This window comes from Chungangia koreensis, from assembly GCF_042651785.1.
Taxonomy (GTDB): Bacteria; Bacillota; Bacilli; order Bacillales_A; family Planococcaceae; genus Chungangia; species Chungangia koreensis.
On record NZ_JBHSEC010000020.1, the window covers coordinates 91689 to 118459 of the forward strand.

Consider the following 26771-nt stretch of genomic DNA (forward strand, 5'->3'; position numbering starts at 1 on the left):
ACATTTTATGCTTTTCTTAGCAGACAGCCTGTGTTACACTGCGTATTTCTCGTTCCATCATACAGTATCCTTTTATTCTTTTCTATTTTTCGTTCTTTATGTTAAATCATAATTCATTTGGGTAAGGGTAAATTAACAAAAAAAAAGTAGGTGTTGCACGTGCAAAAAATCTCAAACGTCTTTTGGATCTCAGTTGCGATTACTTTCGCTTCTGTCTTATACGGTGCATTAGCACCTAAAAGTTTTGAAGAAGTGACAGGAAATATCCAGGCTTTCATCACTTCCTCGTTTGGATGGTATTATTTGACCCTCGTTACGATTATCGTCATTTTCTGTTTGTTCTTCATAGTTAGTCCAATGGGTCAGATTACACTTGGTAAACCTGGCGAGAAACCTGAGCACTCAAAAATTTCTTGGTTTGCTATGCTGTTTTCTGCCGGGATGGGGATTGGACTCGTCTTTTGGGGAGCTGCGGAACCATTGTCCCATTACGCTATGAGTCCAGCAACAGAAGAAGCGATGACCGATGCTGCATTTAGAGAATCTATGCGCTATACATTCTTCCACTGGGGAATTCATGCTTGGGCGATCTATGGTCTCGTGGCGCTTGCCCTCGCCTTTTTCCAATTCAGAAAAGGTAAACCTGGTCTTGTATCCGCAACTTTGGAACCTTTATTCGGCAAACATATGTCTGGTCCTTGGGGAACTGTCATTGACGTTCTTGCTGTATTTGCAACAGTAATCGGAGTTGCCACAACGTTAGGATTTGGTGCAATTCAGATTAACGGAGGGCTTTCTTATTTATTCGGGACTCCGAATGAATTTTACGTACAGGTAATTATTATTGCAGTCGTCACAGTTTTGTTCCTCATATCTGCTTGGTCCGGTTTAAGCAAGGGAATCAAATATCTATCCAACACAAACCTTGTTCTTGCAGCGATCTTGTTAATATTAGTCGTCGCCCTTGGACCGACCCTACTCATTTTCAATATGTTCACTGATTCAATCGGATCCTACTTACAAAGCTTGGTACGTATGTCCTTCCGGGCGGCACCATTGGATATCGAACAACGCGGCTGGATTGACAGCTGGACCATTTTCTACTGGGCATGGTGGATTTCTTGGTCACCATTTGTCGGCATATTTATAGCTCGTGTTTCAAGAGGAAGAAGCATCCGTGAATTCCTTATTGGCGTTCTAATGGTTCCTACCATTTTAAGTTTCTTTTGGTTTGCTGCTTTCGGTTCAACTTCTATTCATGTCCAACAGAGTGGTACTGATATGAGGGAGCTCCTGACAGAAGAAATTCTGTTTGCTACCTTTGGTGATCTTCCGTTGTCCATGGTTCTTTCAATTGTAGCCATTATCCTAATCGGTACTTTTTTCATCACGAGTGCGGATTCAGCTACATTTGTATTAGGGATGCAGACCACTAAAGGCTCACTCACGCCGCCGAATACAGTTAAATTTACATGGGGGATTGCTCAATCAGCGATTGCTGTCATTTTGCTTTCGGCCAATGGATTGACTGCCTTGCAAAACTCGCTCATCATTGCAGCATTTCCGTTTTCGTTCATCATGATCTTGATGATGTTCTCCTTATATAAAGCGTTGAATAAGGAACGGAAAGAATTAGGATTATGGATCAAACCGACAAAGCCACCGAAAAAACTAAGAGAACATGAACATTAAAATTAAGCTGTCCCTATAGTGGACAGCTTTTTTGCGTCCAATCACGTTGAAAAATCGGGCATATGATACAGAGATTCCTGAAAGGAGAGATTATGCATGGTTAATATGCCGCCAGGAAACATACCACCAGGAGGACAATTCCCTGGGGGAATGCCAGGTGGAATGCCGATACAAATGCCGGGTCAATTTGGAGGAATGCCAGGTCAAATGCCTGGGGGAATGCCGGGACAATTCCCTGGAATGTCAGGTGGGATGCCAACACAAATGCCAGGTCAATTTGGAGGAATGCCAGGCCAGATGCCGGCTGGAATGCCAAGTCAATTTGGAGGGATGCCAGGAGGAATGCCAGGTCAATTCCCTGGAATGTCTGGTGGAACGCCAGGCGGAATGCCGGGTCAAATGCCAGGAGGTCCATTCCCTGGAGGAGGATTCCAAGGCAATCCAACGAGTCAGCGGCCGGGAGGTCAGCAAGCCCCTACATCTGCTCCACCACAATTTACGCCGGAACGTGAAGCCGGTCAAATGGGTACCTTTGCCGTTGATCCCGGTGCCATTTACGGATGCCTTTACCGTAATACCTATATCTGGTTAGTAAATGGCAATAGCTTCTGGTTCTATCCGACGTTTGTTGGCCGCCGCTCTGTCGCTGGTTATCGATGGAGCACACGTAGAGGATGGGTATACTTTGGAATTGACGTGAATCAAATCGCATCATTCACATGTAACCCTCGCCGTCCACGCAGAAGAAGATCCTATTATGACTCCGACTTCTCTACAGCATACGCTTACGATGCAGAATACGATTACGATTTGGACTACGATATCTATTAAATATATTCATGACCGTGGCTCAATTTTGGGCTACGGTTTTTAAATTGACATCCAATATTACTTTATCCACTGTGTTCTAAACCTGTTCAGCCAGCCATACCACTGAAAGTACCGAACGTTAGATGAAGAATTCTTATATATTTTTGGAAACTTTGTAATTTTTTCGCCTTTGACTCGTCTACTGAATAAAGACAGGAGGATGGGAAATGAGAAATCAAAGAATTTTTTTCATATGGTTCATTAGTATGTTTATGTTATTAGCAGCTTGCAGTAATAACGACTCAAGCGGTTCCATGGAATCCGCAGATCGGGCACCTGCTGATATGGCTGCAGAAGAAGCTGAAAGTTCAAAAGTAGCAATGGAAAACACGTCAGAAAAAAAGACTACACAATCATCAAATGTAGAAGAAGCAAAAAGTGATTCTAATATTACTGTCAATCGGATGATTATCCATAAAGCCAACTTAGAGGTAAATGTAAAGAATATTGAAGACGCTCAAGCTTCTATAGAAGACAAGGTTAACAAGTATGACGGATACATAGTTGAATCGAACGTTTACCGGGAGGACGAAACTTCAAGCGGTAAAATGACCCTCAGAATTCCGGAACAGCATTTTCAGGCGTTCTTAAACGATGCTGAAAAAGAAGCTGCAAAAATATTGGAACGCCAAGTGACCGGACAGGACGTAACTGAGCAGTATGTTGATTTGGAATCCCGTTTAAAGTCGAAACGGGCAGTCGAGGAGAGACTTTTGGAATTCATGAAGGGTGCCCAAAAGACTGAGGACTTATTGAAAATCTCCACAGACTTAGCAAAGGTTCAGGAAGAAATTGAAATAATCGTTGGGAAAATGAACTACTTAAAGAATCAAACATCCTTCTCAACGATTGAAATAGCTATGTACGAAAATCGTGTCATCATCCCTGATATAGAAAAAGAAGAGCTGAATACATGGCAAAAAACGAAGAAGCAATTTGTTACGAGTACGAATTACCTATTATCGGCCGGATCAGCACTGATTGTATTTTTCATAGGTAATCTTCCTATTTTGTTGCTATTCCTGTTGACGGGCGCTGTGGTATACTTCATCGTCCGCAAAAGGGTGAAAAAAGAATAGATGAAAAAGGTGTCCCCTTTCGAGTGGGACACCTTCTATTTGTTTAATGTTCTTTTTAAAAACGCTTTTGTTCGTTCCTGCTTCGGATTCACTAATACTTCAGCCGGATCGCCTTCCTCGACTATTTCACCCTGGTCCATGAACACTACACGGTCCGCCACTTCTTTAGCAAATCCCATTTCGTGGGTGACGACAACCATTGTCATGTCTTCTTTCGCCAAATCCCGCATGACCTTTAGCACTTCTCCTGTCAGTTCCGGATCGAGTGCAGACGTCGGTTCATCGAATAACAGGATTTCAGGGTTCATCATGAGCGCTCTCGCAATTGCAACACGCTGCTTTTGACCACCGGATAATTGGTTCGGATACGAGTTGGCCCATTGAGTCAATCCGACTTTCTCCAATAGCTCCTCACTTTTTTTCCCGATTTCAGCCACCGGCATCCTATTTGTCATTTTCGGAGCAATTTCCAAGTTCTCCTTGACGTTGAGATGCGGAAACAGGTTGAACTGTTGAAACACCATTCCCATTCGGTTTGTAATGTTTTTAATGTTCGCTGCATACTTTCCATCCTCCACTAACGCTACATCACCGAAGAGGATGGATCCACCGTCTATCTCTTCCAAGTAAATCAAGCTTCTTAACAAAGTACTCTTGCCAGATCCAGACGGACCGATAATGGCAACTACTTCATTTTTGTTTACATCGAATGATACATTCTTTAATACGTCCAATGGTCCAAATGATTTCTTTACTTGCTTAATCGAAACCAACGACATGGTATCCACCTCCTCATTCATATTTGAAGCGCTTCTCTAACCATTTAAAGAAGAACGTGAGCAACAAAGTAATCGCTAAGTATATGACACCCGCAAGGAAGTACGGGAAAATCGTGAAATCACGGTTAACAGCTGTCTGTGCAAAGTGCAACAATTCCGGTACCGCGACCGCGTATAGTAGTGCCGTATCTTTTACCAGTGTGACGGATTCATTCGCTACGGCAGGCAAAGCGATGCGGAACATTTGTGGCAAGACGATTTTCGTCGTCGTTTGCCAGCGGTTCAAGCCTAAAACCTGCGCTGCCTCGTATTGCCCCTTATCAATTGCCAATAATCCACCACGGAAAATCTCTGCGAAATAAGCTGCGTAATTCAAAATGAATGCCAATGTTGCGGCAACAAATCGGTCCATCACTAAGTATTCTCCGACGACTGGAATCATTGGAAGTCCAAACACGAAGAACAATAATTGAAGGAGGAGCGGCGTACCGCGGATGACGGTTATGAACACCTGTGCAAGTACAGACACCGGTTTGATTCGGCTTCTAACGGCAAGAGTCAGAAGGAATCCTAACGGGATGGATACAATAAGGGCAATGAAAAATAACAGGATGGTCATTTTTGCCCCTTCAAGCATCGGCTTCATAATTGTTAATACATAATCCATCGACATACATGCTCCTCCTCAAAACGCGAGGGCAGGGATTCACCCTGCCCGATTGTGATTATTTCAGTACTTTGTCTTCCCCAAACCACTTCTCAGAAATCTTGCCAGCCGTTCCATCTTCGTTCATTTCATCAAGTGCAGCCTGCAAGTCATTAAGCAGGTCTTCGTTATTTTTCGCAACTCCAATTCCATATTCTTCAGGAGCTAAGGATTCATCCAATACTTTGAATGACTCCCCTTCCTTAGACATGTAGTAATCGATGACAACTTCGTCGATGATAACTGCATCTACGCGGCCTGATTTCAGATCACTAAGTGCCAACACGTTGTCAGCATACTCGCTAATCGATTTAATATCTTTGCTAATTGGATTTGCACTTAATGCATCAGATGCCGAAGATAGAGATTGTAACCCGACTGTCTTCCCGTTCAAGTCCTCTAAAGATTGAATATCAGAGTCTGCTAAAGTCGCAACAACCTGTGCATTTGCTAAGTAAGGCTTTGTGAATAGAACTTTTTCTTTTCGCTCGTCAGTAATGGTATACCCATTCCAAATAAGGTCGATGCGTCCACTACTAAGTTCTGATTCTTTTGTTTTCCAATCGATTGGCTGGAATTTTACGTCTACACCCATTTTTTCAGCAGCCGCTTTGGCAAGATCGATATCGAATCCGACGATCTCATTTTGTTCATCCCGGAATCCCATCGGTGCAAATTTATCGTCAATTCCGATGACCAATGTATCTTTGTCTGATCCTGAGCTCGCATCAGACTGGCCGCAAGCTGCCAAAACCGTGGAAGCTATGAACAATGTAAGGATTGCTAAAATCATTTTTTTCATTTAAACCATTCCCCTTTTCATTTCAAATACTTTAGTTCACTAATGTGTTAGAGCGTTAAATACTGTATGTATAAATTAACATAGGCGATTTACCGTTGTCAATCATTTAATTTAGTAATTTAGCAGAGTAAAGTATTTCGAAAGATTATACTCATGGGGTTACGTATGGTGACTCACCTTCAAAAGTAATCGAACAGTTAGGAAATGATTATGTAATAGGTTAAACTGATGAAGTTTTCTGTTTATGTTATTTTAAATTGCAAGTAACTAATCTCTCTGTTAAAGTAACAAAGCGCCCAAAATACAAGCAAATATTTCTATAGATACGTTCAGAACGAATCTCAACGACTCTCTTTAAGGGAGTCGTTTTCTTATGGGCAAAACTTTTGCATGGAGGAAACATTATGGAGATCTATTCAAACCTACGGCAGGGAGAAAAAGGTGCATGGATCAGTATTGGTGCCTACGTAATCCTAAGTGTCCTTAAGCTTACTATTGGTTTTTTAGGTTCCTCCGATGCTTTAAAAGCTGATGGACTTAATAATACAACTGATATCATTGCATCAATTGCAGTGCTAATTGGTTTGCGAATATCGCAACGACCACCTGATAAAAATCACAGGTACGGTCACCTCCGATCCGAAACTGTCGCATCACTTGTTGCTTCTTTCATCATGGCAATGGTCGGTTTACACGTTTTAGGAGATGCCATTCAATCATTTTGGGTACCAGATAAAGAAGCTCCTTCTGGACTTACAGCAATTGTTGCTTTTTTCAGTGCAATAGTTATGTATTTTGTCTATCTTTATAACATTCGTTTAAGCAAACGAATTAACAGTACTGCCGTAAAAGCAGCTGCTTATGATAACCGTTCCGATGCATGGGTCAGTATAGGGACATCCATTGGGATTGTAGGGGCCATCTACGGCTTTCCAATTATTGATACAGTAACCGCCTTTATCATTGGCGTTCTGATTATCAAAACTGCTGTAGATATCTTTAAGGATTCCGTACTTACTCTTACGGATGGTTTTGATGAAGAGATGCTTGATACTATATCGGAAACTGCAGATAAAGTAGAAGGGGTGACTATGGTAAAAGACGTTAAATGCCGTGCTCATGGGAGTATGATTTTTGTGGATTTAACTGTAACGATGGATCATACATTAACTGTAGCAGAAAGTCACAGAATCACTGAAGAAATAGAAGATGAAATATTGAAGATCAATCCACACAGTTTTCTTCAGGTACATACCGAACCTGATTATATGTAAGCCACCTACTCTAAAGTTAAAATTTATAGAAGTATATCATTAGTAATGGGATCCTCTGTATTAAACAATGGATCCCTTTTTTGAACCCTAATATACTCCTTACTAACATAGAACCCGAGGCACCCATACATTAAAAGAAGGACTATCCTTATATGGACGTCCCTTAATCTATATTTACATATCGGTGATTAACCCATTGCCCATTACAAATTGTTCACCAGAAGTAAGGCTTTCCTCAAATCGGTCAATAATATGGAGGAAGCGATCGGCTTCTCTAAATACGTGATCAGCTAATAACGGGTGAATATTACTCTTAATTCGACAAGCCTCAATTAAATCTCGGGCTGTTTTCTTAAAGTCCCGCAGAGATTTAACGGATACTCGATTTTGGTCAAGGAATTGGTCTAAGAGAGGTGAAGTCTCGGACTGAGGACGCATATGATCCAAATCCATCGCTTGGTAGAGGAGCTGATCGAAATCATGGCTAAATTCTCGTGCTTGATCTACTAATTTCCTCTCTGACGGATCAAGCAAATGACCAATGAACTTTGCATGGTCTGCCATAATTTTTAGGAAAAACACATTTTCCTTAATAATGGCTTCTGGCAGCGGCTTTAATTTACCTTCATTTAATTCTCTAAGACGTTTAACAAAATAGGCAGCTTCTCGGCTAACATGGTCTACTAACAAAGGATAGTTATTAGAATGTATTTCGCATCGCAAAATCAATCCAAGTACCTTTCTCTTATATGCCCATATTGCTGCAGCTGCCTGATATACCTCAATATTTAACCTTCGAATTAGTTCAGGGTCAGAATCTACATTATAATTCATTAAATTTTCTTCTATTTTATCAAAAAGGGCATAAAAGTAACGGGCTTCATTAATTAGTTCTTGATCGTCACTACTAAACCCTAAACTGAGAAACAAGGCATGTTCCTTCATTATTCTCGACCAAAAATGGATTTCCTCCAATGATTGTGAAACAAAAGTGCTAATGGCCTTCACTCCTAATTTGTTATCCCCCTCATTTTATTCACCCTTTTTCTTTTTGATACTGTTCTATTCATTTTCATTAGACCCTTGTAACTATGACCTATTTCCTTCAAAAAATAATCAATACACTAAGCTCATTAATATAGACGCATAAATACAAATGAATTTGAAACAATAAAGGTATTCCTGTCTTGAAAGGAGTTCAATCTTTTGTCATATATCGAGCTTTCCATAAGACTTGTCTTGTCTTTCTTAACGTTGTTTATCCTAACAAGAATTATGGGTAGAAAAGAAATTTCTCAAATGACTTTCTTTAATTTTGTATCTGCCATTTCAATTGGTACTATAGGGGCTTCCCTGGCAATTGATCCGAGTCTAAAAATTAGTTACGGACTAACCGCTTTAGTATTATGGACTATTTTCACTGTTGTTTTTGGAATCATAGATATTAAATCCCAAGCTGCACGGAAGATTATTGTAGGACAGCCGGTTATTTTAATCCAAAAAGGTGAACTTTTAGAAGATGCACTTAGGAAAGTTCGCTTAGACGTCGACTCTCTGAATGCATTATTACGAAAGAAAAATGTGTTTTCCGTTTCCGATGTGGACTATGCAATATTTGAGACTGACGGTAGTGTTTCAGTAATGAAAAAGGAAACTAAACAGCCTCTGACAAAAAGTGATTTGAATATCCAGCAAGTTAGCCATAACAATATGTTCCCTATTCCAACTGCGGTTGTATCAGACGGGGAAATTAACAACGAGAATTTGAATAAGCTGAATCTTAACAAACAATGGTTGGATCAGCAATTACAGTCTAAAGGTATTAACTCAGTCTCTAAGGTTTTCTACGCTGAAGTTCAAAAAGATGGAACCCTGTACGTTGATAAGATAGACGGCATGACCCATTAATCAGGCTGCTAAAGGGAACACTTCTGAAACTAATTTGTTTTGAACTTTGAGTTATTATTAAATAGATCACCCCATATATCATCAATAAAGACCTAAGCTTAAGTGCTTAGGTCTTTATCTTTTATGCCCTTACTTGAAGGTTCTACATGGATTATCTAAAAAGAGGAGAAGTTTTAGATGGCTTCGTTTACGAAATAGTTACACGCCACTTGTCCATGGTTCGATGGATCAATAATAACCACCACCGCCATATCCGCCGCCATAATAATAAGCACCTATAATGATTAACAGGATAAATAGAACAACGAGTAAAGCAAAGTTGTTTCCATATCCTCCAACGCCAGCTCTTGCGCCCATAAACTTTCACCCCCTATCGATTTCTTAGTAAAAGTATATGTCGAGTGAAACCATTCGTTTGGTCTACTATCACAGTTAGACTCAATTTAATAGAAATGAGAATTGGTTAAATGATAGAACATGTCGATATGGAACATGCTGGTCATGAAGAATAAGTACTACCTTCATTTATATTCAATACGAGGAAGGTCATTCATTTTTCACATGAATATAATTGTCCAAAAAATAGAGGGTCGTGACTACTGGCCACGACCCTCCTAATTTCATATTAAGATTTAGTACACATATCTGAAGTCTCTTTCCTTATTAGCAATTTCATGCGCTAAGCGGATCGAGGACACTGCTAATTCAGCATATGAGATTTGTTTTGTTGGATTAAATTGTTTTTTCTCTGCCTTTACCAATCCAAGTGTGTCCGCCAAAATTACATAACCGGCGTATTCCTTTTTAATCTTTTTGCTATCAGTGAATTCATTTTTAAAGATTTGGTGTTGTTTGGCTGCTGCCTCAAGACCGAGTGCTCTCACATACCATACGGCCAGTTCTTCTTTCGTAACCGGTTTATTGGCATCAAAGGTAGTCTGATCTGTTTTCAAAATCCCTGCTTCTACTGCCCGTTCAATTGCTGAATAGGAAGGGTGTTTAGGATCGATATTTGTAAAGGACTGCTTCATACCCTCTATTTGTCCATAATAGCCTGTGTCATAAATATATGTTAAGGAATTCATCATGATCTTGATGGCTTCCCCTTTTGACACAGCCGCATCAGCGTTAAATTTCTTTGGATCCATTACAGTCAATACTTTTGCACGTATCAAATAGTTCAATTCTTCAGCAGCTGTTGGGTGAGAAATCTCTGGTGTCTCTTCTATATTGTATTGGTTAATCCATTTACCTGAGTTAGCATCTAACACATTAAAGGCTTTCTCATTGAAAAGTGGAGCATACATTAAGTGATAATGCTTCGTTTCTTTCTTGTAGTTTTGTTTCATATAACTCATATCTACACTTAGCGCATTCTTCAACGTTTCCATCGCTTTTTCCGCAGTGATTATTTTATCTACAGTTGGCCACTCGTCAATCTTTGGTCTGCTAACATTTAGATTGTTTAATGAGCCGTCTTGACTAATCCCTACACTAATCTGATCTCCCATTACTGTGACACCATTAACGATCCGAGGGAAGATTAGATAGTAAGAACCCATGTATTCGTCGTAATTGCTTTCCTCAATCGGCATAGCATATTCATGGAGATAAGAAGGAACAAATTCTTTTAAATACTTAACTGCTTGAGCAACCGCCTGGTCATTTGAAATTGGGTTTTCTACTTTTCTCTCATTGATCTCTGACAATAAACTATTTTGTGCATTATGATATTGGATCAGCTCACCCGTTTTCTTATCAAATTCTAAGGAAGAACCCGTACCACCATTAGCGTAGTTATACATATATTGAACACTGATGATTTCTTCGCCATTTTGGTTTTTAACTTCCTCCACCGATTGGATGCTTAGCTTAATTTTGTCAGATTTCACTTGTAACAGTTTTTCTGCAACTTTCTTTGCCTCTTCTTTCGTCATTTCCTTTTGCTTAACTGGCAATGCAGTTTCAACAATTTTCACTACTTCCTTTTTAGTTGGTTTTACTGCTAAAAACTCTTTCCCGTTGAACCATTCACCCGTGAGTGCATTCATACTCAGAATTTCAGGCACATAAACCAACTTCACATCACTCTTACCAGTTTCATAGTTGGTATTCACTTGATATTGGAGTCTTGTTGTAAGGTTTTCTTTAAACTTTTCCAACACTTCTTTTTGATCTTTTACTTTCTTTACATCATCAAAAGTAGGAGATTTCGTTAGTTGCGAACTATAATAGTTTACAATTTCTCCACTTCCAAGGACTGTGATATTTGCACTTTGGTCAGCAATCGGAACTCCGTCCTTTATACGTTTGAAGGAAAAGTTGTACCTGATCGGCTGAGTCAAAATTTGCTTTGAATAATAATAGTAATCTTGCTGTTCTTCATCTAATTTGTACTGGGCATTTTTAAGGTATTTCTTCACAAAATCGTTTGCAATCTTTTTTGCTTCATCCTTTGAAACTTTTGCCGGAAACAGAGCGTCAGAAGTAGCAGGAGGTTCATAATAGAAGTTTTCAATTTCTAGATTGTCCCCATAAAATCCGATGCTTCCATGAATATTCTTACCTTTCTCCCGCTTATAGAATGATAAATTATATCTTGTTGTCTCTTCCTCTGAACCAGGATACGGATAAGGATCATATGAACTCATGTGAAAATCTGAATCCTTAACAAAGTCAAACATCCCAGGAAAAACTGAACGAAACTTCTTGAGCAAATCCTCTTTGGTGACTTCCTTGTTTGTTGCTTCTGCCTTTGCTACCACTTTTACTGGTTGCCCTTCTACTGTCGTTGCACTAACAGCTGGTGAAATTAAACTGATTGATAAAGCTGATGCAGTTAAAATAACTCCGATCTTCTTTCTCAAATCCCACACTCCCCCTTTTTTGGTATCAATTAAATTGTAAAGTAAATTCTATGAATTTAAAATACAAATATTACAATTGTTTTAAATTTTGGAAATATAGGTTGTTTTTTATGGTAGTTATGTAATTTTGAAAAGCTAAAAGAGTTTGTGACATCCCTTAAGCGACGGATTCATAATTGGTATAAAACGAAAGGGTTAAAAGGAGAAGGAATCGCTAAAAAAAAGATTTACATCCAGAACTAATGAGAGTAATATGATTCTTATTAAAAAATTCATACTAAAAATACCGCTTAATCCTTTATGGAGTGGGGGACCCATTCAACATCGTTTTTTCGATGTCACGGGGTGAATCCTACAGTGTAGGAAGGGCTACTCTTTTGTCCTAATCCGTCAGCTAACCTCATAAGCGTTAAAGAGAGAGGAAGTGGAATAATTGTTAACAATTATCATGTATGTCCATGGGTTATATAAAACCTAATGGGCATTTTTATATTTCTTATTGAAGGATTGCATTGACCTAATCCATTCAAGCACTTTGGTTTTTAAAAAGGAGTATAAAAATAGGAAGTGAACAATTATGTTTACAAAACAAAGTCGACACCGACAGTTGTCACCTTTGACAGTTATTGCAGGCAGTTTTCTACTATTAATTATCATTGGAACGTTTCTATTAAAACTACCCATTGCCACAGAAGTCCCGATTTCTTGGGTAGATGCATTATTTGTTGCGACTTCGGGTACGACAGTTACGGGTTTGAGTGTTTTTGATCCCGGTTCCACTTTGACGCTCTTTGGAGAGATTGTCCTATTGGTTTTAATACAATGCGGCGGACTTGGTTTAATGATTTTTGCTGTGGCTCTTCTGGCTTTACTGAGAAGAAAAATAGGGTTAAAAAATAGAATTTATGTTCAAGAGTCCCTTGGCCAGTCTACAGCCGGCGGAATGGTTAAGCTGGTAATTTGGGTTTTGATCTTTGTTTTCGCATTTGAAGGAGCTGCCGTTATTTTGTTGTCCCTTCATTGGATACCAGAGTACGGTTGGAATAAGGGATTTTATTATAGTGTATTTCACGCTATATCAGCCTTTAATAATGCAGGTTTTTCTTTATTTCCTGATAATCTGGTTCAATTTGCAGGAGACCCTGTTGTCAATATTATTTTATCGATGATGTTTATAATCGGTGGACTTGGCTTTGTTGTTGTCATGGAGATCTTTCAAAAGAAAACCTTTAGGGAGTGGAGTCTGCATACGAAGATGATGGTTGTCGGAACCATTATTTTAAACATTGTAGCAACGATTACATTATTTATTTTGGAATATAACAATCCAGATACAATAGGTAACTTTTCAATATACGATAAAGTTTTGGCTTCCTATTTCCAGGGCGTTACTCCCCGTACCGCAGGTTTCAATACGATAGCTACCGGAGAAATGGAAGATTCTTCATTACTTTTCACGATGATTTTGATGTTTATAGGTGGAGGCACAGCTTCGACAGCTTCTGGGATTAAATTAACGACTTTTATCGTTATCGTCCTGGCAAGCATTTCATTTGTGAAAGGAATACAAGAACCACACTTATTCGGCCGGTCGATCAGGACGGAGGTTCTAATTCGTTCGCTTGCCATTACAACTGTGAGTATGTTCATTATTTTCTTCTTTATCTTTCTTTTAACACTTACAGAGGATATCGCGGTGCTGCCATTGGCCTTTGAAGTAGTATCCTCTTTTGGAACTGTAGGACTATCAACAGGAATAACAGCAGACTTGAGTAGTATCGGAAAAGTGATTATATGCATCGTTATGTTTATCGGACGAATTGGTCCACTGACTTTATTCTTTTTATTCTTAAAGCAAAAAAGAGAAACATTCAAATTTCCATATGATCAAGTTCATACAGGTTGAAAAATGCTGGGCTCTTCCAGCATTTTTTCTTTACACCCTAATCTGTGGCAGTCGAGGCACTTATCAAGACATACTAAAAAAGGTTAAACTTTTAAAATAACTTCCTACAATCTTTCCTTGATATGCTATTACATTGGTAATTTCAGTTTGAAACTCATCGCTCATTGTATTAGATTCACTTGATTTCCTTGGTCGTCATATGCAATAAGATCTTCTTCAGCTATAGGTTCGTCGCTAAAAATAATCCAAAACGATAGATCTTGATAATTTATTTTCTTAGCAAGCTCCCCTCTAACTTCTACTTTCTCTACATCAGGGTTATTACTACTAAAATAGGATAAGTTAGAAGGCATATGTTCATGCTTTTCGAATATTGCTATTCCACCATTCTGATCAACACTACCTCCACGACCAATATTTTTTATTGTACCTGAAGATAAATCATATATTGTGTGGAATATACTATGATCTGCCGTGTAAAATCCAATAATAAAATTATCTTTAATCTCGTAATGAATAATTTCCTCATAATAATTTATCCCAGAATTATCTAATGCATTTAATAACTCTTCCTCAAATGTGAATTTTTCATTTGTATTTGAACAACTTGCCATCATCATAATAAATGCAATTAAAAAACCTACTTTTAGTTTTTTCATTGTAACCTCCATTAGCTGTAGATACATCCAATTTAGTTTTCGATTGTACTTTAAGTACGAATAATAAACCATTAAGTTTCATTTTTCTGCTTTCACTGTCTTGGCGCTTTAGATTTGGTACAACAAAAAGGACATTAATCCCTTCACGGATCAACGCACTCGTAATTTTGGATAAGAAATTCATAAAGCTACTATTTCCTATCCATTATTTATAATTAGGTTGTTATTTTTCAGAAAAAATACGGGAACGTCCGAAATGGACGTTCCCGTTCTTTTTCCGTTTAAGCACCCGTTTATAAAATATGGAAATTTATTTATCATTATCTTACCAGTGTACTTGAAGTTTATTACCATTTGGGTCATAAAAGTGGAAATAGGCATGACCATTATCTTCTTCTATATCATCGACCTTAACTTGATGATCAAGTAAGTGTTGATGAAAATTAGATAACTCTGGACTAGTAAAGCCAATGCTAAAGGCAGGCTTATTGTCAATTGTAAAATGTGCAAATGTATCATCTTCAGTAGGAACTAAAGTTATCAAAAAGGGTCCTTCATTAATTTTTAAAATCGCAAATGGATCCTCAGTAATAGTTAATAATTGTAGTCCTAACACATCTTTGTACCATTGTGCAGACTGCTCTAAATCTCTAACAGGGATTCTGATATAATGTACTTGTTCAATGAATGATTTACTCAAAATTTTTCTCTCCTTTATATAATTGGATATAAAATATCAAAATCAAATGCCTGAATCTCATGAGCTGGTATTTCAAAAGGATTAAATGAGTCAAGTCGATTTGGTTCAAGAGAAAAAGCATCAATACCATTCTCAATTTGGTATCCATTTTCTTTAATCCATTCACTCAAATAAGTATATCTACGATTCATCTCTGCTCTACTAAAACAACAGCAATCGATTTTAGCGTACTTTCTTTTGGGTATCGTCAAGCGTATACACTCCTGAGGTGTATGAGCAATATCACTTACTTTAACTCCGATCCAAAGCTCAACTGTTCCATCAGATTGCAGCATATTCCGTTGATTATAAAAGACAATTCCTTCATTACCTTCCATTGTTATTGAACGATCAGAAGAAATGATATCCTTTAGTTTTTTCCATCCTTTTCTGACTTCCTGCCCCGCCTCAAAGTTTTCCATGCGACCTTTAACTTTTAAAGCTATCATGTGAATCGGTTCAATAGTAACTGTATTCACTTCTAATTTTCCGCTTTTTTGATGCTTCCCTCGTTGGCCTAATAGAACTTGTAATGATTGTGGAGTTCGTTGAGGAAGATAATCTTCTAAAGGAAAAATGTTTCTTACAGCTCTGTCACCCATACAGTTTGCTCCTTTTCTATAATCGGTAAATAGATTCGCACACACACGTTAATATCAGACGAACTTATAAAAGAGGATTGATATTGAGCAAACCATTGTCTAGATTCATCTAATATATATTTTTCTCCACTTACGATCCAGCGGTGAATGATTTCTAAAATACCAGTAAGTGTTCCGTATGATTTTGTTTCTATTACTGCGAATAACCCACCGTCCAATTTCTTTTGATGAACATTTTGAGTGGTTATATCTTCATAGCTAAAATAATTGGTAATACCATATTCACACCAATGCTCCATTTCATTTTCAGCATCATAGTTGTATGAGAAGTAAAGCAAGCAACTAGAATAGTCTGTTGATGGATTTAGCTGCAACCATTCAGATAAAGTTTCATCAGCCTTCTTCTGGCATTCGGATCCGTAAAACCTACTATATGTCACGTAAAAAGATTCTGTTTCCTCTACTTTAATCATTTCAGGTTTTGACTGGCGTTTAATAGGCAAATATAGTTTCATTCGAACAAGTTTCTCATTAAAGGTAATGTACTCTTCCAAATAGGTATGTGAGCCTTCTGTAAACGAACTTTTAGGTAACCACTCAGAATACATTTGGTTCCATAATGATAATATAGCGTAATCGTTAGTTGATGGTGTGACACCGACTGCATACATTCCACCCTGGATAGTTTTAATTTGCATTTCTGCTATTTGGTTAGTGATAGGATCTTCATATGAAATTAGTATTTCATATGCATATAGATTTGATTTCTCATCCAAAACTTCATCGATTTCTATATTTCGTCCAAAAATCTTCATTTTTTTCTGATCTAAATCAGATTTCTGAACTATCTTTTGAACTACCACAAGTGCATCCTTTTCAATTCCATCTAAATGGTCTAATTTATGTATATAACTGAGTACAGTCATTTCTTTAAGTTGAATTACTTTAATATCTGGATATTTATCGAACAGATCCCTTCCCTCTAAGTAATTTATTTTTTCGTATAGATCAATCCGATCGAAACTAAAGAACATATCAGATTCTTTATATACTTTCGGAGTAATTCCAACTATTTTCTTAAATGACTTTGTAAAAGAAGCCTGTGATTCAAAACCAACAATAATGGCAATGTCCAAGATTGATCGTTTTGAGTATTTTAGGTGGTCTGAAGCAATGCTGATTTTTCTTTTACGCATATAGTCTTTTACTGGATACCCAGTAAGAGAATAAAACATTCGGTACAAATGCGGGAGTGACATGGAAGCTTTTTTTGCGACTTCTTCTAACTCTATTTTCTCTTCGATATTTTCCTCTATAAAATCTATTGCCGCTTGTACACTGACTAAGTAATTCATTATTCACCACCTTTTTAACAATACTCTATCGATATTCTGTAAGAACTCCTCTTTGTTGTAACTATATCAAAGATACAGATTTTATTTTTGTCCTTTTTTATCAAAAACTGTGTATGCTATTTATTGCAAAGTACGTTTATCCGTTCGGATTAAATTAAGATTTAGATTGTTTTACTATCTCTAATGCTTCACTCATTCCACTGAACAAAGAATGCGAGCCAAACGATGGTTACCATTATGATATTTTTTACATTGTTGCTAAAATGGTATTGTAAAATACTAATTAATTCGAGGTAAACAATGAAAATTTTATGCTTTGGAGACAGTTTGACACGTGGTGTATCGTTCATTAATGGCCGACTAAAGATATTGAAGAATAATTACCCAAATGTTTTACAAAATTTATTCAATGAACAGTCTAACGAAGTGGAAATTGTCAATAAAGGCGTGTTTAACGACAATTCCTGTTTAATGATGGACCGCTTGGAACGCGATGTCTTCGCAGAGAAGCCTCACTACGTCATCATCGGGGTTGGTGGAAATGATTGTGATTTTCCATGGGTGGAAGTGGCCAAGCGTGAACAGGATGAGTATGAAGCGACCGTTCCTTTGGAACAGTACAGAGAAAATATGACTACCATGATAAGCAAAATCCAGGATGAAGGTATCACACCAATTCTTTCGAGCTTACCCCCATTAGATCCCGTTCGTTATTATAATCGGATTGTTCAAAGTTTCAGTTCTAATGTAAGTGATTGGATCTGTAAAGTCGGCGGAATTGAACATTGGCATAGCCAATATAACCGTGCACTAAAGCAAGTTGCCCAAGAACTGGATGTCCTGATTATTGACGTCCGGACTGCGATTAAACGTGCAGGCGATTTAAAAGAACTGATCAGTGACGATGGAATTCATCTGACTGAAAAAGGGTACGAAGTTTTCGCTTCGGAAATTTACCGGACGGTTCATTAACAAGAAAAACGATTCCACTAAATTAGCGGAATCGTTTTTTAAATCCAAGTTTTCTATAAAACCCATCGTTCCCAGTTGTTGATATTAAATGAACAAAGAAACATTACTGTTAAATATAAATATTCTATTTGCCAATTAAAAATTGCTTATTCAACAAAAGGGACTTAATCCTTTAATGACTCTACGCCTCTGTTTCACGCATTGTCTCATCAATTATTTGTTGTAGTATCTTTTTGCTTTCTGAGTCTTTTTGTCGTGGTATTCGACCAATCTGCTCATAGACTTCTTTTTCTTCCAAAAGTTGTTTAGGGTTTAATACCTGAGCAGCTATTTGGTTCAAAACAAAAGTTTGAGGATGTAAAGAATCGGGTCTCCAGATCCATTCAGGTAATCCATGCATAATAAGGTTTCCATCCACTGTTCGTGTTATATAGGATAGTGTAATTTCTACATTTTCTTTGCAAAAATCAGACTGCCAATCACGAAATTCCTCTTTAACGAATGCCTTCACATATCCAGCCTTTTCAAGTTCAATTTCTAAACGTTCCCGATTTGTTATCCATGTAACTAAATCAATATCATCGTGTGGACGAGTAATCTTTCCGAGCAAAAAATCGATTGCCCACCCGCCACGTAACCAAAACTCAATTCCAATTTTTTTAGAAATTGTACTAACTTCAGACAATACTTGTAATTGGTTCTCAGTTTGTTCTTTGAAGTTTTTTTCTATCATTTCATTCTCCATTCTCCCATTGTAAGTCTGTACATACTTTTTCAACTTACCTGTCCTTTAGCTAAAGTATTTAACAAACAGGGCATCCATCCCTTCTTGGATCAACACCCCTTTAGGTGAAACGGGATTTACAATTGATGGTAGGAACAAAAGAATAATTGACCTAAAAATAAGAATTAGAGAAACTATTTTCGGTAGTTAATCTATACCTTCCCCCTTATACCATCCGCTAAATTGCATTTTGGACTCCGTTTAAATCTTATTTTTCTCCAACCACAATTTTAGCATTTCAGCATAGTTCACCCTTTCATCTGGGGAACTTAAACTGCCTTTCGTTTGATATAGATTATCATTGTAGTAACGGGGATACACGTGTAAGTGATAATGCCAGACATCTTGACTTCCACCCGGTTCATTGTGTTGACGAGTGGAAATCCCATCGCATTTGTAACACTCTTTTAAGGCGAACGAAACCGTCTTAGCCAACTCATGAATACGAGTTGCAACTTCAATAGGCAAGTCAAATATGTTTTCATAGTGTTTGGTAGGAATGATAATTACATGGCCCTTATTATTTGGCCACCATAGTGATGCAATTAGTGCTGTTACATAGTCATCTTTATATATAATATCTTTCTGTTTAGACTGGATCAGTTTATTTTCTTCGTCCTCAACTCCAGATACTAATAGACAAAATGGACAAACATAGCCTTGTGGAATATGGCTATATTGATTCATAAAATCTTCTCCTTTTTATTTATAGCTTTTTAGATCGTGAATTTTCAGGGTAGGAATGCTGCGTTTATTAGTTAAGATATTCAACAAAAAAGACGTTAATCCTTTTTAAAAGAATTAACGCCCCCTATTGTTAAAGAAATCCTCTTTTAAAAATCCGCTAAACTTTCTTTTGGTACCCAACCTACGACACCATCTTTTTTAACTAAACTATATCCACTACAGGCATCGTCAATTACTGAAACTATTTCTCCTGTGTTTAAATTTATCTGAGAACAAGATAAATCTGTTTTAACAAAATAAGCTCCACTATCATTTCTTTGGATATATTCATTTTTCACATATAGTAATTGGTTCGTATTCAATTGTTTACTTAAGGTAAAATCAGTTCCTTTTTCAACTGGTTGTATTTCAAATTTTGGGTAACTCACAGAACCGATCATTTTTGAATCTGCTTCAAAATCTTTAGTAACCTTCACCTCTGGAAACTGATCAATATATAGATGATTGAATGTATCTTCAACTGAACCCCTGTTTATGATAAATGCATTTAATTGCCCTGTTTGTTTAATGACGTTTCCACCGTCGATTGCAATAATTCTTTTAGTAGGATTTATGATCGGATTGTGTGAAAATATTTCTTCTGAATAGTTTACAACTGGCCAATGACCGACTATTACATACTTATTAGCACTATGAGTTTTTTCTAAAAAAGCAGAAAGGCTAATCGCTTTAAGACGATCAGTTTCTTTCCAATTTTCAATACTATCCAACCCGGCATGGACAAAAATATAGTCTTCTGTTTCAATAGCTGTTGGAAGCTCTGATAGCCATTTTATTTCTTTAGAATAATTATGTATTAATACTTCTTTAATCGATTGAACTGTAGTTTTATCAGTTATATTAAAATCCAACTCAATAAGCCATTCATTTAATAATGAGTTCTTTCTCGCAACTAAATAATTTATTAATTTCGGGTTTTCTTCTATTAAATCTTCAACTAACGTGTCACAATTTCCTTCTGTAACATGAACCTTACTATTATTAGATGTTAGCTTCAATATATATTCAACAACGCCTTTACTGTTCCTCCCCTTCTCACAAAGGTCTCCATTTATAATTAAGTAATCCTCCTTGTCGTTGTAGTTGACTTTATCTAATAGCCTTTTAAAGAGCTCTAATTCACCATGGATATCTGATATTACAATAATTCTTGAATTACGCGGAATAGATATGTATTTAATTTTGTTCATATAATAACCCCTTGCCTTAATACAAAATTTCGTTCATTTTTAACCAACGAGATCGTACTACTACTATAACAAGCATTTAAAGCAAATATTAGCAAAGCTAAAAAGAGTATTGCTATTGATTTATTCATTCCTTGATCCACCCAACCAACTGTTATTTTTACCTATAGAACAATTACTTCAACAAAAAGAACAAAAATCCCTTCCCCGAATTAACCATGTAACTCGATTATACTTTTTATCTTTCTACCATTTATAATGATTGAAGCTAAACATATTTGTTTGCTTGTATATATTCGAATGCTTTACTATATAATGGGAAGTTAAATAAATATAAACTCTGGAGGGGATGAGCATGGAAAACGAGTTGAAGTTAATCGGAGAAACATTGTTAGAGAAAAAATTTAAGTTAGCCAAGGAAATACATGAAACAAGACTATCAGAAATTTCAATAGAACAAAGACAAACAATCCCGTCTTCAATTGAAGAAAAAATCACCGAGATCAGAGCAAATTTCATTGGTCTTTTTGGAGAATTCCTTATCCAAAATGTTCAAGAGGAAGTTGCAACTGAACAAATTGAAAATTGGGCGAAGGAAGCTTCTGATTATGTGTTTAAACTGGGTGTGTCCTTAGATGAAGCTTTAAAAGATACAATTCTATATCGTACATATATTAGAAAAGTGATAGAAGAAGTAGTTTTAGAACATGATATGTCTGTAAGGACTTTGTTCGCAACATGTAGGATTGTTGACCCGATGCTCGACCATGCAGTTTACTGTTTCAGTTTAACGTTTGTTCAGTATTACACAGCCAATCTCGAGAATGCTAAAAAATTGTTCATTGAATTATCAGTGCCGGTTGTTCCCCTTTCCAAGGAAATCGCCGTCCTGCCTTTAGTCGGAAATATAGATACTGAACGTGCTTCATTATTGATGGAGAATACGATGAGAGAAGTTGGGAAATTAAAGGTAACCAATTTGATTCTCGATTTGTCAGGGGTAGCCATTGTTGACACCATGGTCGCACAGCAAATTTTCAATCTGTCCTCTGCTCTAAAGCTGCTCGGAGTTCAAACAATCATCACCGGGGTTAGACCTGAAATTGCCCAAACTGCCGTCAGTCTCGGTTTGGATTTCAGCGATCAAATAACAAGAGGAAGTCTGCAGCAAGCACTAACTAATGTGAAACTTGCCCTTTAAGTACAGAATCATGTACCTTGTCAATAATTGAAAAATATACATAAAAGCGTGTTTCAAATCCATTCGCCGGATTCGAAACACGCTCTTTTTGTATTCGTTCATTAAGAAGGGAAATTTTCCTTATTAAGATCTTATCCGCTAAATAAGCACCTTGCTGCGACCACTATAGTTGCACATATTACTCAACCTCCCCACTTCTGACCCATCACCAGCTAAGACTAAAGACTTAGGAAAAGTTAATCCTCCGGCTCAATGTTTGCGAGCATTTCGTTTTCTACAATAAAGTTACAGCTTAGAACAATCCTCATTTGCCATTAACTTTCAGGAGGAATTATGAATGTCTAAATTCACTAAATGGGCCATGGGTAATAAGGCTGCCGTCAGTGTACTAACCATTTTGGTTCTGGTGATCGGTGTAGTCAGTTACTTCAGGCTGCCAATGGAATTTTTGCCGGAGGCCGATAATCCGCAAGTGACCATTATTTCAATGGGGCAAGGAATGGATTCCAAAACGATGGAATCGGAAGTGACAGACCCGATTGAACGGGCACTGGCCAAAGTCAACGGAAAAACCGGTATCTACTCACGAACCGGAGATGGATATTCGAAAGTGGATCTCGTCTACCCTGGCGGTTCGGATATGAAACAGGCAAAACAGGATGTACAGGAAATACTTGCATCCGTTCAGTTACCAGCGTCGGTTTCCAAACCGATCATTTCACAGCTAAACACATCAATGATTCCGATTGCCAACGTTGCCGTCACATTTGAGGATGGCTTGACGGAAGAGCATATCAAGCTTGCCAAAGAGGAGCTCATCCCCCTCTACCAAGGGATTAAAGGAGTCGCAAGTGTAGACTTTTATGGAGCCGAAGATTCGGTAATTTCGATTCAATTAGATGAAGACAAATTGGCGGAATATCAGGTCCCTCTTCATTCCATCATGGGAATCTTGAACGGTCAGAACATCGCTGCAGCCGTTGGTCAAAGCACGATTGACGGGGAAACGAGCAACATCAAAGTCGTCGGTGACTTGAACAGTCTGGAAAAGCTCAAATCGCTGCCAGTAGCACCAGATGTAACTTTAAGTGAACTCGCAACAATCCGAGAAGTGAACGATTCTGATTTCATTAATCGCTTTAACGGCAAAGAAGCAATCGACATCAGCATCACAAAAGACAGTAAATCCAATGGAGTTGCAATCGGTAAAGAAGTAGAAAAAGTAACGAAGGAAATAAACGAAAAATATACGCAGTTAGAAGCCGTCAATTATGTGTCTTCTGCCGACTTAGTGGAAAATTCCGTTCACACGATGGTAAAAGAAGTGTTGCTCGGCGCATTATTCGCAACGATTGTCATCATGCTCTTTTTACGTAATATCCGCTCGACGCTCATCACGATCGTGTCGATCCCTTTATCCCTTTGCTTTACATTGTTCTTATTGGACTTATCGGGCGTGACCTTGAACATCCTGACTCTCGGCGGTGTCGCAGTTGCAGTCGGCCGTTTAGTGGATGACAGCATTGTCGTCATCGAGAACATCTTCCGCAAGATGCAGAAGGAACCGTTCTCCGTCGGAATGATCATCGACGCAACGAAACAAGTCGGAACGGCCATTACCGCTTCCACTTTAACGACAGTCGCCGTATTCCTGCCGATGAGCTTATTGAACGGCGGACTTCAGGAATTCTTATTGCCATTTGCATTGACCGTCACGTATTCATTGCTTTCTTCTTTAGTCGTTGCATTAACAGTTGTTCCACTTATGAGTGCCGGACTATTGAAGAATGCCAAGCTGCCTGTCCATAAACCAGCTACAAAATTCCCGAAAATGGTGACATGGTCGCTGAACCATAAATGGATCGTGTTCGCACTTTCGATTTTCTTACTTGTTGGTTCGATCGTTACGTATTTCTTCATTCCGAAAGGTGCAGTAGACAGTTCATCGGCTGACTATGTCATGGCAACACTGAGCTATCCGAATAACACACCGTTTGAAGATGTAGAGAAACACGCTCTTGAACTTGAAGAAACGATTCGTGGAATGGATGAAGTGAACTATCTCTTGGCACAAGTCGGTTCTCCAGCCATGGCTGCACAATTCGGATGGGTCGGTTCCCCTACCGAAGCATCATTCAACGTCCTACTGAAAGATAAAAAAGATACCGATAAAGTCATGAAGGAAATTGAAAAACAAAAATCAGAATTCCCAGGAGCAACATTTGATGTGGCAACCGCTTCATTCATGATGGGTGGAGGAAGTACTTCCATCACGATCGATATCGTAGGGGAAAACATGGAGGACCTTGAAGAAACAGCAACACTCGTCAAAGATGAAATCGAGTCCATTAAGGGTGTCGAAGAGGTCACAACGAATTTAGAAGAGAAAAAGACAGTCTACTCTCTCGTTGTCGATCCAGCTAAAGCAAACACCGAACAAATTGCACAACAAGTCGGCATGATGCTGAACCGGATGCCGATTGGAACAATCAACTTGGAAGGCAATCAAAAAACCGTCATGCTGGAACCAGTATTGAAAACCGATTCACCAGATGACCTGAAAGACATTCAAATCATGACGGAAAGCGGCATGGCACCTGTGTCTTCCGTTGCCAAGTTGGAGACAGAAGAACGCTCAACGACTCAGCTCCATAAGGACGGAGACGCCTACCTGCGTGTTACGGCAGACGTAGACCCGACCAAACTGTCCGAGATTTCAGCTGAAATCAACACCGTCATCTTCGGTGATCAGGACGGTAAGAAAGGCTTGGACATTCCGGACAATACAGAAGTGCTAATCGGCGGATCAAGTGCCCAGCAAGCCGAGGACTTTGGAGACCTATTCCTGATCATGTTAGTGTCCATCGGAATCGTCTTCCTGATCATGGTCATCACATTCAAATCAATCAAAGCACCAATCGCCATTCTGTGCTCACTTCCATTAGCAGCAATCGGCGCCATCTTAGGTATCCTCGTCAGCCGGATTCCAGTCGACATCACCGCCCTATTAGGCGCATTGATGCTCATCGGAATTGTCGTTACGAACGCAATTGTATTATTGGATCGAGTCAAACAAAATGAACAATCCATGATCATCCGCGATGCCCTTGTTGAAGCAACAGCTACACGAATGCGCCCGATCTTCATGACCGCCATCGCAACGATCAGTGCCATGCTTCCATTGTTACTCAAACAAGCAGAAGCCGGCAGCTTAGTTTCACAAAGCCTGGCAATCGTCGTAATCGGCGGATTGGCCATGGCGACCTTGCTGACACTGATTGTGATTCCTTGTATTTATGAGTTGTTGTATTTTAATAAATCGAATAAGCAGCGGATGGAACAAAGGGAACAACAGAAAGCTACGGTGGCATAATCTAAAACCCAGACTGAAGCTGAATGCTTTAGTCTGGATTTTTCATTATTCAGAGTTGTTAGTTTTGCTTTTCACTAAAAATAGACAATAATCCAGGAAGTAACCGGAATAACGAGAATAACGCCAATCACTGCACAAAAGATTGTAATCATTTCTGAACTAAAAATATTTGAATTCACAGTTTCACTTAAAGAATACGAAAAATCTTTAATCCAAATCAGCAATGCCAAGTAGCTTCCAAAGAATGCATCCCAACAATCAGTGCCATGCTTCTATTGTTACTCAAACAAACCGAAGCCGGAAGCCTTCTCTCTCAAAGCCTGGTAATCGGCGGATTGGCCATGAGTTGTTGTACATTTAGGAAGTCGATGAAGCAGCCGATGGAGCAGAGGGAGATAGAAGATAACTATCATCTTAACTAAATATATGAATATTTAGACATATGCATAGCTTACTTATTTAATAGCTTAAATGGTAAATTATAATACAATAGATTATAATTGTTTTAGGAGTTTCCTTACCTTTAATAGTACACACAATCACTTTATGATAAGGAAACTCCTACATTTCTTCACTGAACAAATTAGTTACTTAAAAGGAATGTTAAATTTCTGCATTTAATTTCTATAATCTTAGTTGATTAACAAAATCTGACGCCATAATCTAAATTATGGCGTCAGGTTTATTTTAATTGTTGAATTCCACTTCACTTATTTATCAAGAATAAAATTACGCAATCTTTTATCAATCTCTTGGTTAATTTTATACCGTGGTAATTTTTGTCCGTTTTCTCTTTCAATAAATTCCTTTGCTTTTTCAAGATCGACCGAATTTTTCAAATTATTAAACTGTCCATATTGATTTAAGTTTTTCTCACTTGTAACATTATTCTTAATTTGTTTAAGTTTTTCTACATCAAGACCAAAATTCCCAGCAAATTCTTTTAATATCTTAATTTCATGGTGAAATTGATATTCATTTATCATCTGTAGAAAATCCGTTCCTTCATCAACAGATCGTTTTCCATTTTGGATTTCCTGAATTATGATTTCTGCATAATCCTGTTGTTCACGAGTTAATGATGAAAACTTAGAATGTAGTCCGTTTAATGCTTCTTCAATTTTACCCTTTGATGAATCGCTTTGAGCTAATTCTACAAATCGCGTAAATAGTTTGTTAAAGAAAGTGCTATCGACGATAGTTTTATTTAAAGTTATTGGATGGTAAGGCACTTCTAACGGGGGTCTTTCAAAACTACTCCCCCCCCCC

22 protein-coding genes, 2 pseudogenes and 1 riboswitch are annotated in these 26771 nt (G+C 38.0%); of the genes and pseudogenes, 9 read left to right on the plus strand and 15 right to left on the minus strand.

Annotated features, from left to right (window positions below; all coding sequences use genetic code 11):
- The first annotated feature begins 153 nt into the window (after positions 1-153).
- The 3 genes from ACFOZY_RS13440 (at position 154) to ACFOZY_RS13450 (ending at position 3641) form a co-directional block, all read left to right on the plus strand.
- Complete coding sequence (locus tag ACFOZY_RS13440; protein WP_378156807.1) at positions 154-1692, plus strand: glycine betaine uptake BCCT transporter; 1539 nt, start codon at positions 154-156, stop codon at positions 1690-1692.
- A gap of 96 nt (positions 1693-1788) precedes the next feature.
- Positions 1789-2523 carry a hypothetical protein gene (locus ACFOZY_RS13445; protein WP_378156366.1) on the plus strand — a complete coding sequence of 245 codons (735 nt, stop codon included), beginning with the start codon at positions 1789-1791 and terminating at the stop codon, positions 2521-2523.
- Between the two features lie 206 nt (positions 2524-2729).
- The gene (locus tag ACFOZY_RS13450) at positions 2730-3641 is read left to right on the plus strand and encodes a DUF4349 domain-containing protein (protein WP_378156368.1); all 912 of its coding nucleotides are present in this window, start codon (positions 2730-2732) and stop codon (positions 3639-3641) included.
- A 35-nt stretch (positions 3642-3676) separates the two neighbouring features.
- Here the strand turns inward: ACFOZY_RS13450 and ACFOZY_RS13455 are convergent, their stop codons facing one another.
- Genes ACFOZY_RS13455 through ACFOZY_RS13465 form a run of 3 tightly spaced genes read right to left on the minus strand, consistent with a single transcriptional unit; the run spans position 3677 to position 5928 of the window.
- On the minus strand, positions 3677-4420 hold the full coding sequence (locus ACFOZY_RS13455) for an amino acid ABC transporter ATP-binding protein (RefSeq protein WP_378156370.1): 744 nt from the start codon (positions 4418-4420) through the stop codon (positions 3677-3679).
- A gap of 13 nt (positions 4421-4433) precedes the next feature.
- Positions 4434-5087, minus strand: coding sequence for an amino acid ABC transporter permease (locus ACFOZY_RS13460; RefSeq protein WP_378156809.1), 654 nt, complete (start codon positions 5085-5087; stop codon positions 4434-4436).
- 58 nt (positions 5088-5145) lie between these two features.
- Complete coding sequence (locus ACFOZY_RS13465; RefSeq protein ID WP_378156372.1) at positions 5146-5928, minus strand: amino acid ABC transporter substrate-binding protein; 783 nt, start codon at positions 5926-5928, stop codon at positions 5146-5148.
- Positions 5929-6332: 404 nt separating this feature from the next.
- Here ACFOZY_RS13465 and ACFOZY_RS13470 point away from each other — a divergent pair, with 404 nt between their 5' ends.
- A complete protein-coding gene (locus tag ACFOZY_RS13470) occupies positions 6333-7202 on the plus strand; it encodes a cation diffusion facilitator family transporter (protein ID WP_378156374.1) in 870 nt (289 codons plus the stop codon).
- A gap of 174 nt (positions 7203-7376) precedes the next feature.
- On the opposite strand, the gene ACFOZY_RS13475 is transcribed toward ACFOZY_RS13470, so the two are convergent.
- The gene (locus ACFOZY_RS13475) at positions 7377-8210 is read right to left on the minus strand and encodes a DUF2935 domain-containing protein (protein WP_378156376.1); all 834 of its coding nucleotides are present in this window, start codon (positions 8208-8210) and stop codon (positions 7377-7379) included.
- Between the two features lie 198 nt (positions 8211-8408).
- Between ACFOZY_RS13475 and ACFOZY_RS13480 the strand changes: the two genes are divergently transcribed.
- Positions 8409-9110 (plus strand): DUF421 domain-containing protein, encoded by a 702-nt coding sequence (locus ACFOZY_RS13480; RefSeq protein WP_378156378.1) that lies wholly within the window; start codon positions 8409-8411, stop codon positions 9108-9110.
- A gap of 264 nt (positions 9111-9374) precedes the next feature.
- Here ACFOZY_RS13480 and ACFOZY_RS13485 read toward each other — a convergent pair.
- Together ACFOZY_RS13485 and ACFOZY_RS13490 are read right to left on the minus strand one after the other, a co-directional pair.
- Positions 9375-9467: pseudogene (locus ACFOZY_RS13485) on the minus strand (YjcZ family sporulation protein); the annotation flags it as partial.
- Between the two features lie 275 nt (positions 9468-9742).
- Positions 9743-11977 (minus strand): YcdB/YcdC domain-containing protein, encoded by a 2235-nt coding sequence (locus ACFOZY_RS13490; protein ID WP_378156380.1) that lies wholly within the window; start codon positions 11975-11977, stop codon positions 9743-9745.
- A 277-nt stretch (positions 11978-12254) separates the two neighbouring features.
- A riboswitch (cyclic di-AMP (ydaO/yuaA leader) is annotated at positions 12255-12401 on the plus strand.
- A 153-nt stretch (positions 12402-12554) separates the two neighbouring features.
- Here ACFOZY_RS13490 and ACFOZY_RS13495 point away from each other — a divergent pair.
- A complete protein-coding gene (locus tag ACFOZY_RS13495) occupies positions 12555-13883 on the plus strand; it encodes a TrkH family potassium uptake protein (protein WP_378156382.1) in 1329 nt (442 codons plus the stop codon).
- Between the two features lie 161 nt (positions 13884-14044).
- Here ACFOZY_RS13495 and ACFOZY_RS13500 read toward each other — a convergent pair whose 3' ends face one another.
- From ACFOZY_RS13500 to ACFOZY_RS13515, 4 genes are all read right to left on the minus strand, one after another.
- Positions 14045-14542: a hypothetical protein gene (locus ACFOZY_RS13500; protein ID WP_378156384.1), complete on the minus strand. Its 498-nt coding sequence runs from the start codon at positions 14540-14542 to the stop codon at positions 14045-14047.
- A 325-nt stretch (positions 14543-14867) separates the two neighbouring features.
- Positions 14868-15242: a VOC family protein gene (locus ACFOZY_RS13505; protein ID WP_378156386.1), complete on the minus strand. Its 375-nt coding sequence runs from the start codon at positions 15240-15242 to the stop codon at positions 14868-14870.
- A gap of 14 nt (positions 15243-15256) precedes the next feature.
- Positions 15257-15883: a GyrI-like domain-containing protein gene (locus ACFOZY_RS13510; protein ID WP_378156388.1), complete on the minus strand. Its 627-nt coding sequence runs from the start codon at positions 15881-15883 to the stop codon at positions 15257-15259.
- Entirely contained in the window at positions 15865-17238 is a 1374-nt protein-coding gene (locus ACFOZY_RS13515) for a helix-turn-helix domain-containing protein (RefSeq protein WP_378156390.1), read from the minus strand. Before ACFOZY_RS13515 ends, ACFOZY_RS13510 begins: the two co-directional genes overlap by 19 nt.
- Before the next feature lie 300 nt (positions 17239-17538).
- Between ACFOZY_RS13515 and ACFOZY_RS13520 the strand changes: the two genes are divergently transcribed.
- Positions 17539-18210, plus strand: coding sequence for an SGNH/GDSL hydrolase family protein (locus ACFOZY_RS13520; protein WP_378156392.1), 672 nt, complete (start codon positions 17539-17541; stop codon positions 18208-18210).
- Between the two features lie 181 nt (positions 18211-18391).
- Here the strand turns inward: ACFOZY_RS13520 and ACFOZY_RS13525 are convergent, their stop codons facing one another.
- From ACFOZY_RS13525 to ACFOZY_RS13535, 3 genes are all read right to left on the minus strand, one after another.
- Positions 18392-18955 carry a nucleotidyltransferase domain-containing protein gene (locus ACFOZY_RS13525; protein ID WP_378156394.1) on the minus strand — a complete coding sequence of 188 codons (564 nt, stop codon included), beginning with the start codon at positions 18953-18955 and terminating at the stop codon, positions 18392-18394.
- A 240-nt stretch (positions 18956-19195) separates the two neighbouring features.
- Entirely contained in the window at positions 19196-19681 is a 486-nt protein-coding gene (locus tag ACFOZY_RS13530; protein WP_378156396.1) for an HIT family protein, read from the minus strand.
- Positions 19682-19827: 146 nt separating this feature from the next.
- On the minus strand, positions 19828-20931 hold the full coding sequence (locus tag ACFOZY_RS13535; RefSeq protein WP_378156398.1) for a metallophosphoesterase: 1104 nt from the start codon (positions 20929-20931) through the stop codon (positions 19828-19830).
- Positions 20932-21283: 352 nt separating this feature from the next.
- Here ACFOZY_RS13535 and ACFOZY_RS13540 point away from each other — a divergent pair, with 352 nt between their 5' ends.
- Positions 21284-22129: an STAS domain-containing protein gene (locus ACFOZY_RS13540; protein WP_378156400.1), complete on the plus strand. Its 846-nt coding sequence runs from the start codon at positions 21284-21286 to the stop codon at positions 22127-22129.
- A gap of 337 nt (positions 22130-22466) precedes the next feature.
- Entirely contained in the window at positions 22467-25502 is a 3036-nt protein-coding gene (locus ACFOZY_RS13545; RefSeq protein WP_378156402.1) for an efflux RND transporter permease subunit, read from the plus strand.
- Between the two features lie 74 nt (positions 25503-25576).
- Here ACFOZY_RS13545 and ACFOZY_RS13550 read toward each other — a convergent pair.
- Both ACFOZY_RS13550 and ACFOZY_RS13555 read right to left on the minus strand, forming a co-directional pair.
- Positions 25577-25738, minus strand: a pseudogene (locus ACFOZY_RS13550) (YibE/F family protein); the annotation flags it as partial.
- Between the two features lie 474 nt (positions 25739-26212).
- The coding region (locus ACFOZY_RS13555) for a type I restriction endonuclease subunit R, EcoR124 family (RefSeq protein WP_417281994.1) at positions 26213-26771 on the minus strand (559 nt) is incomplete at its 5' end.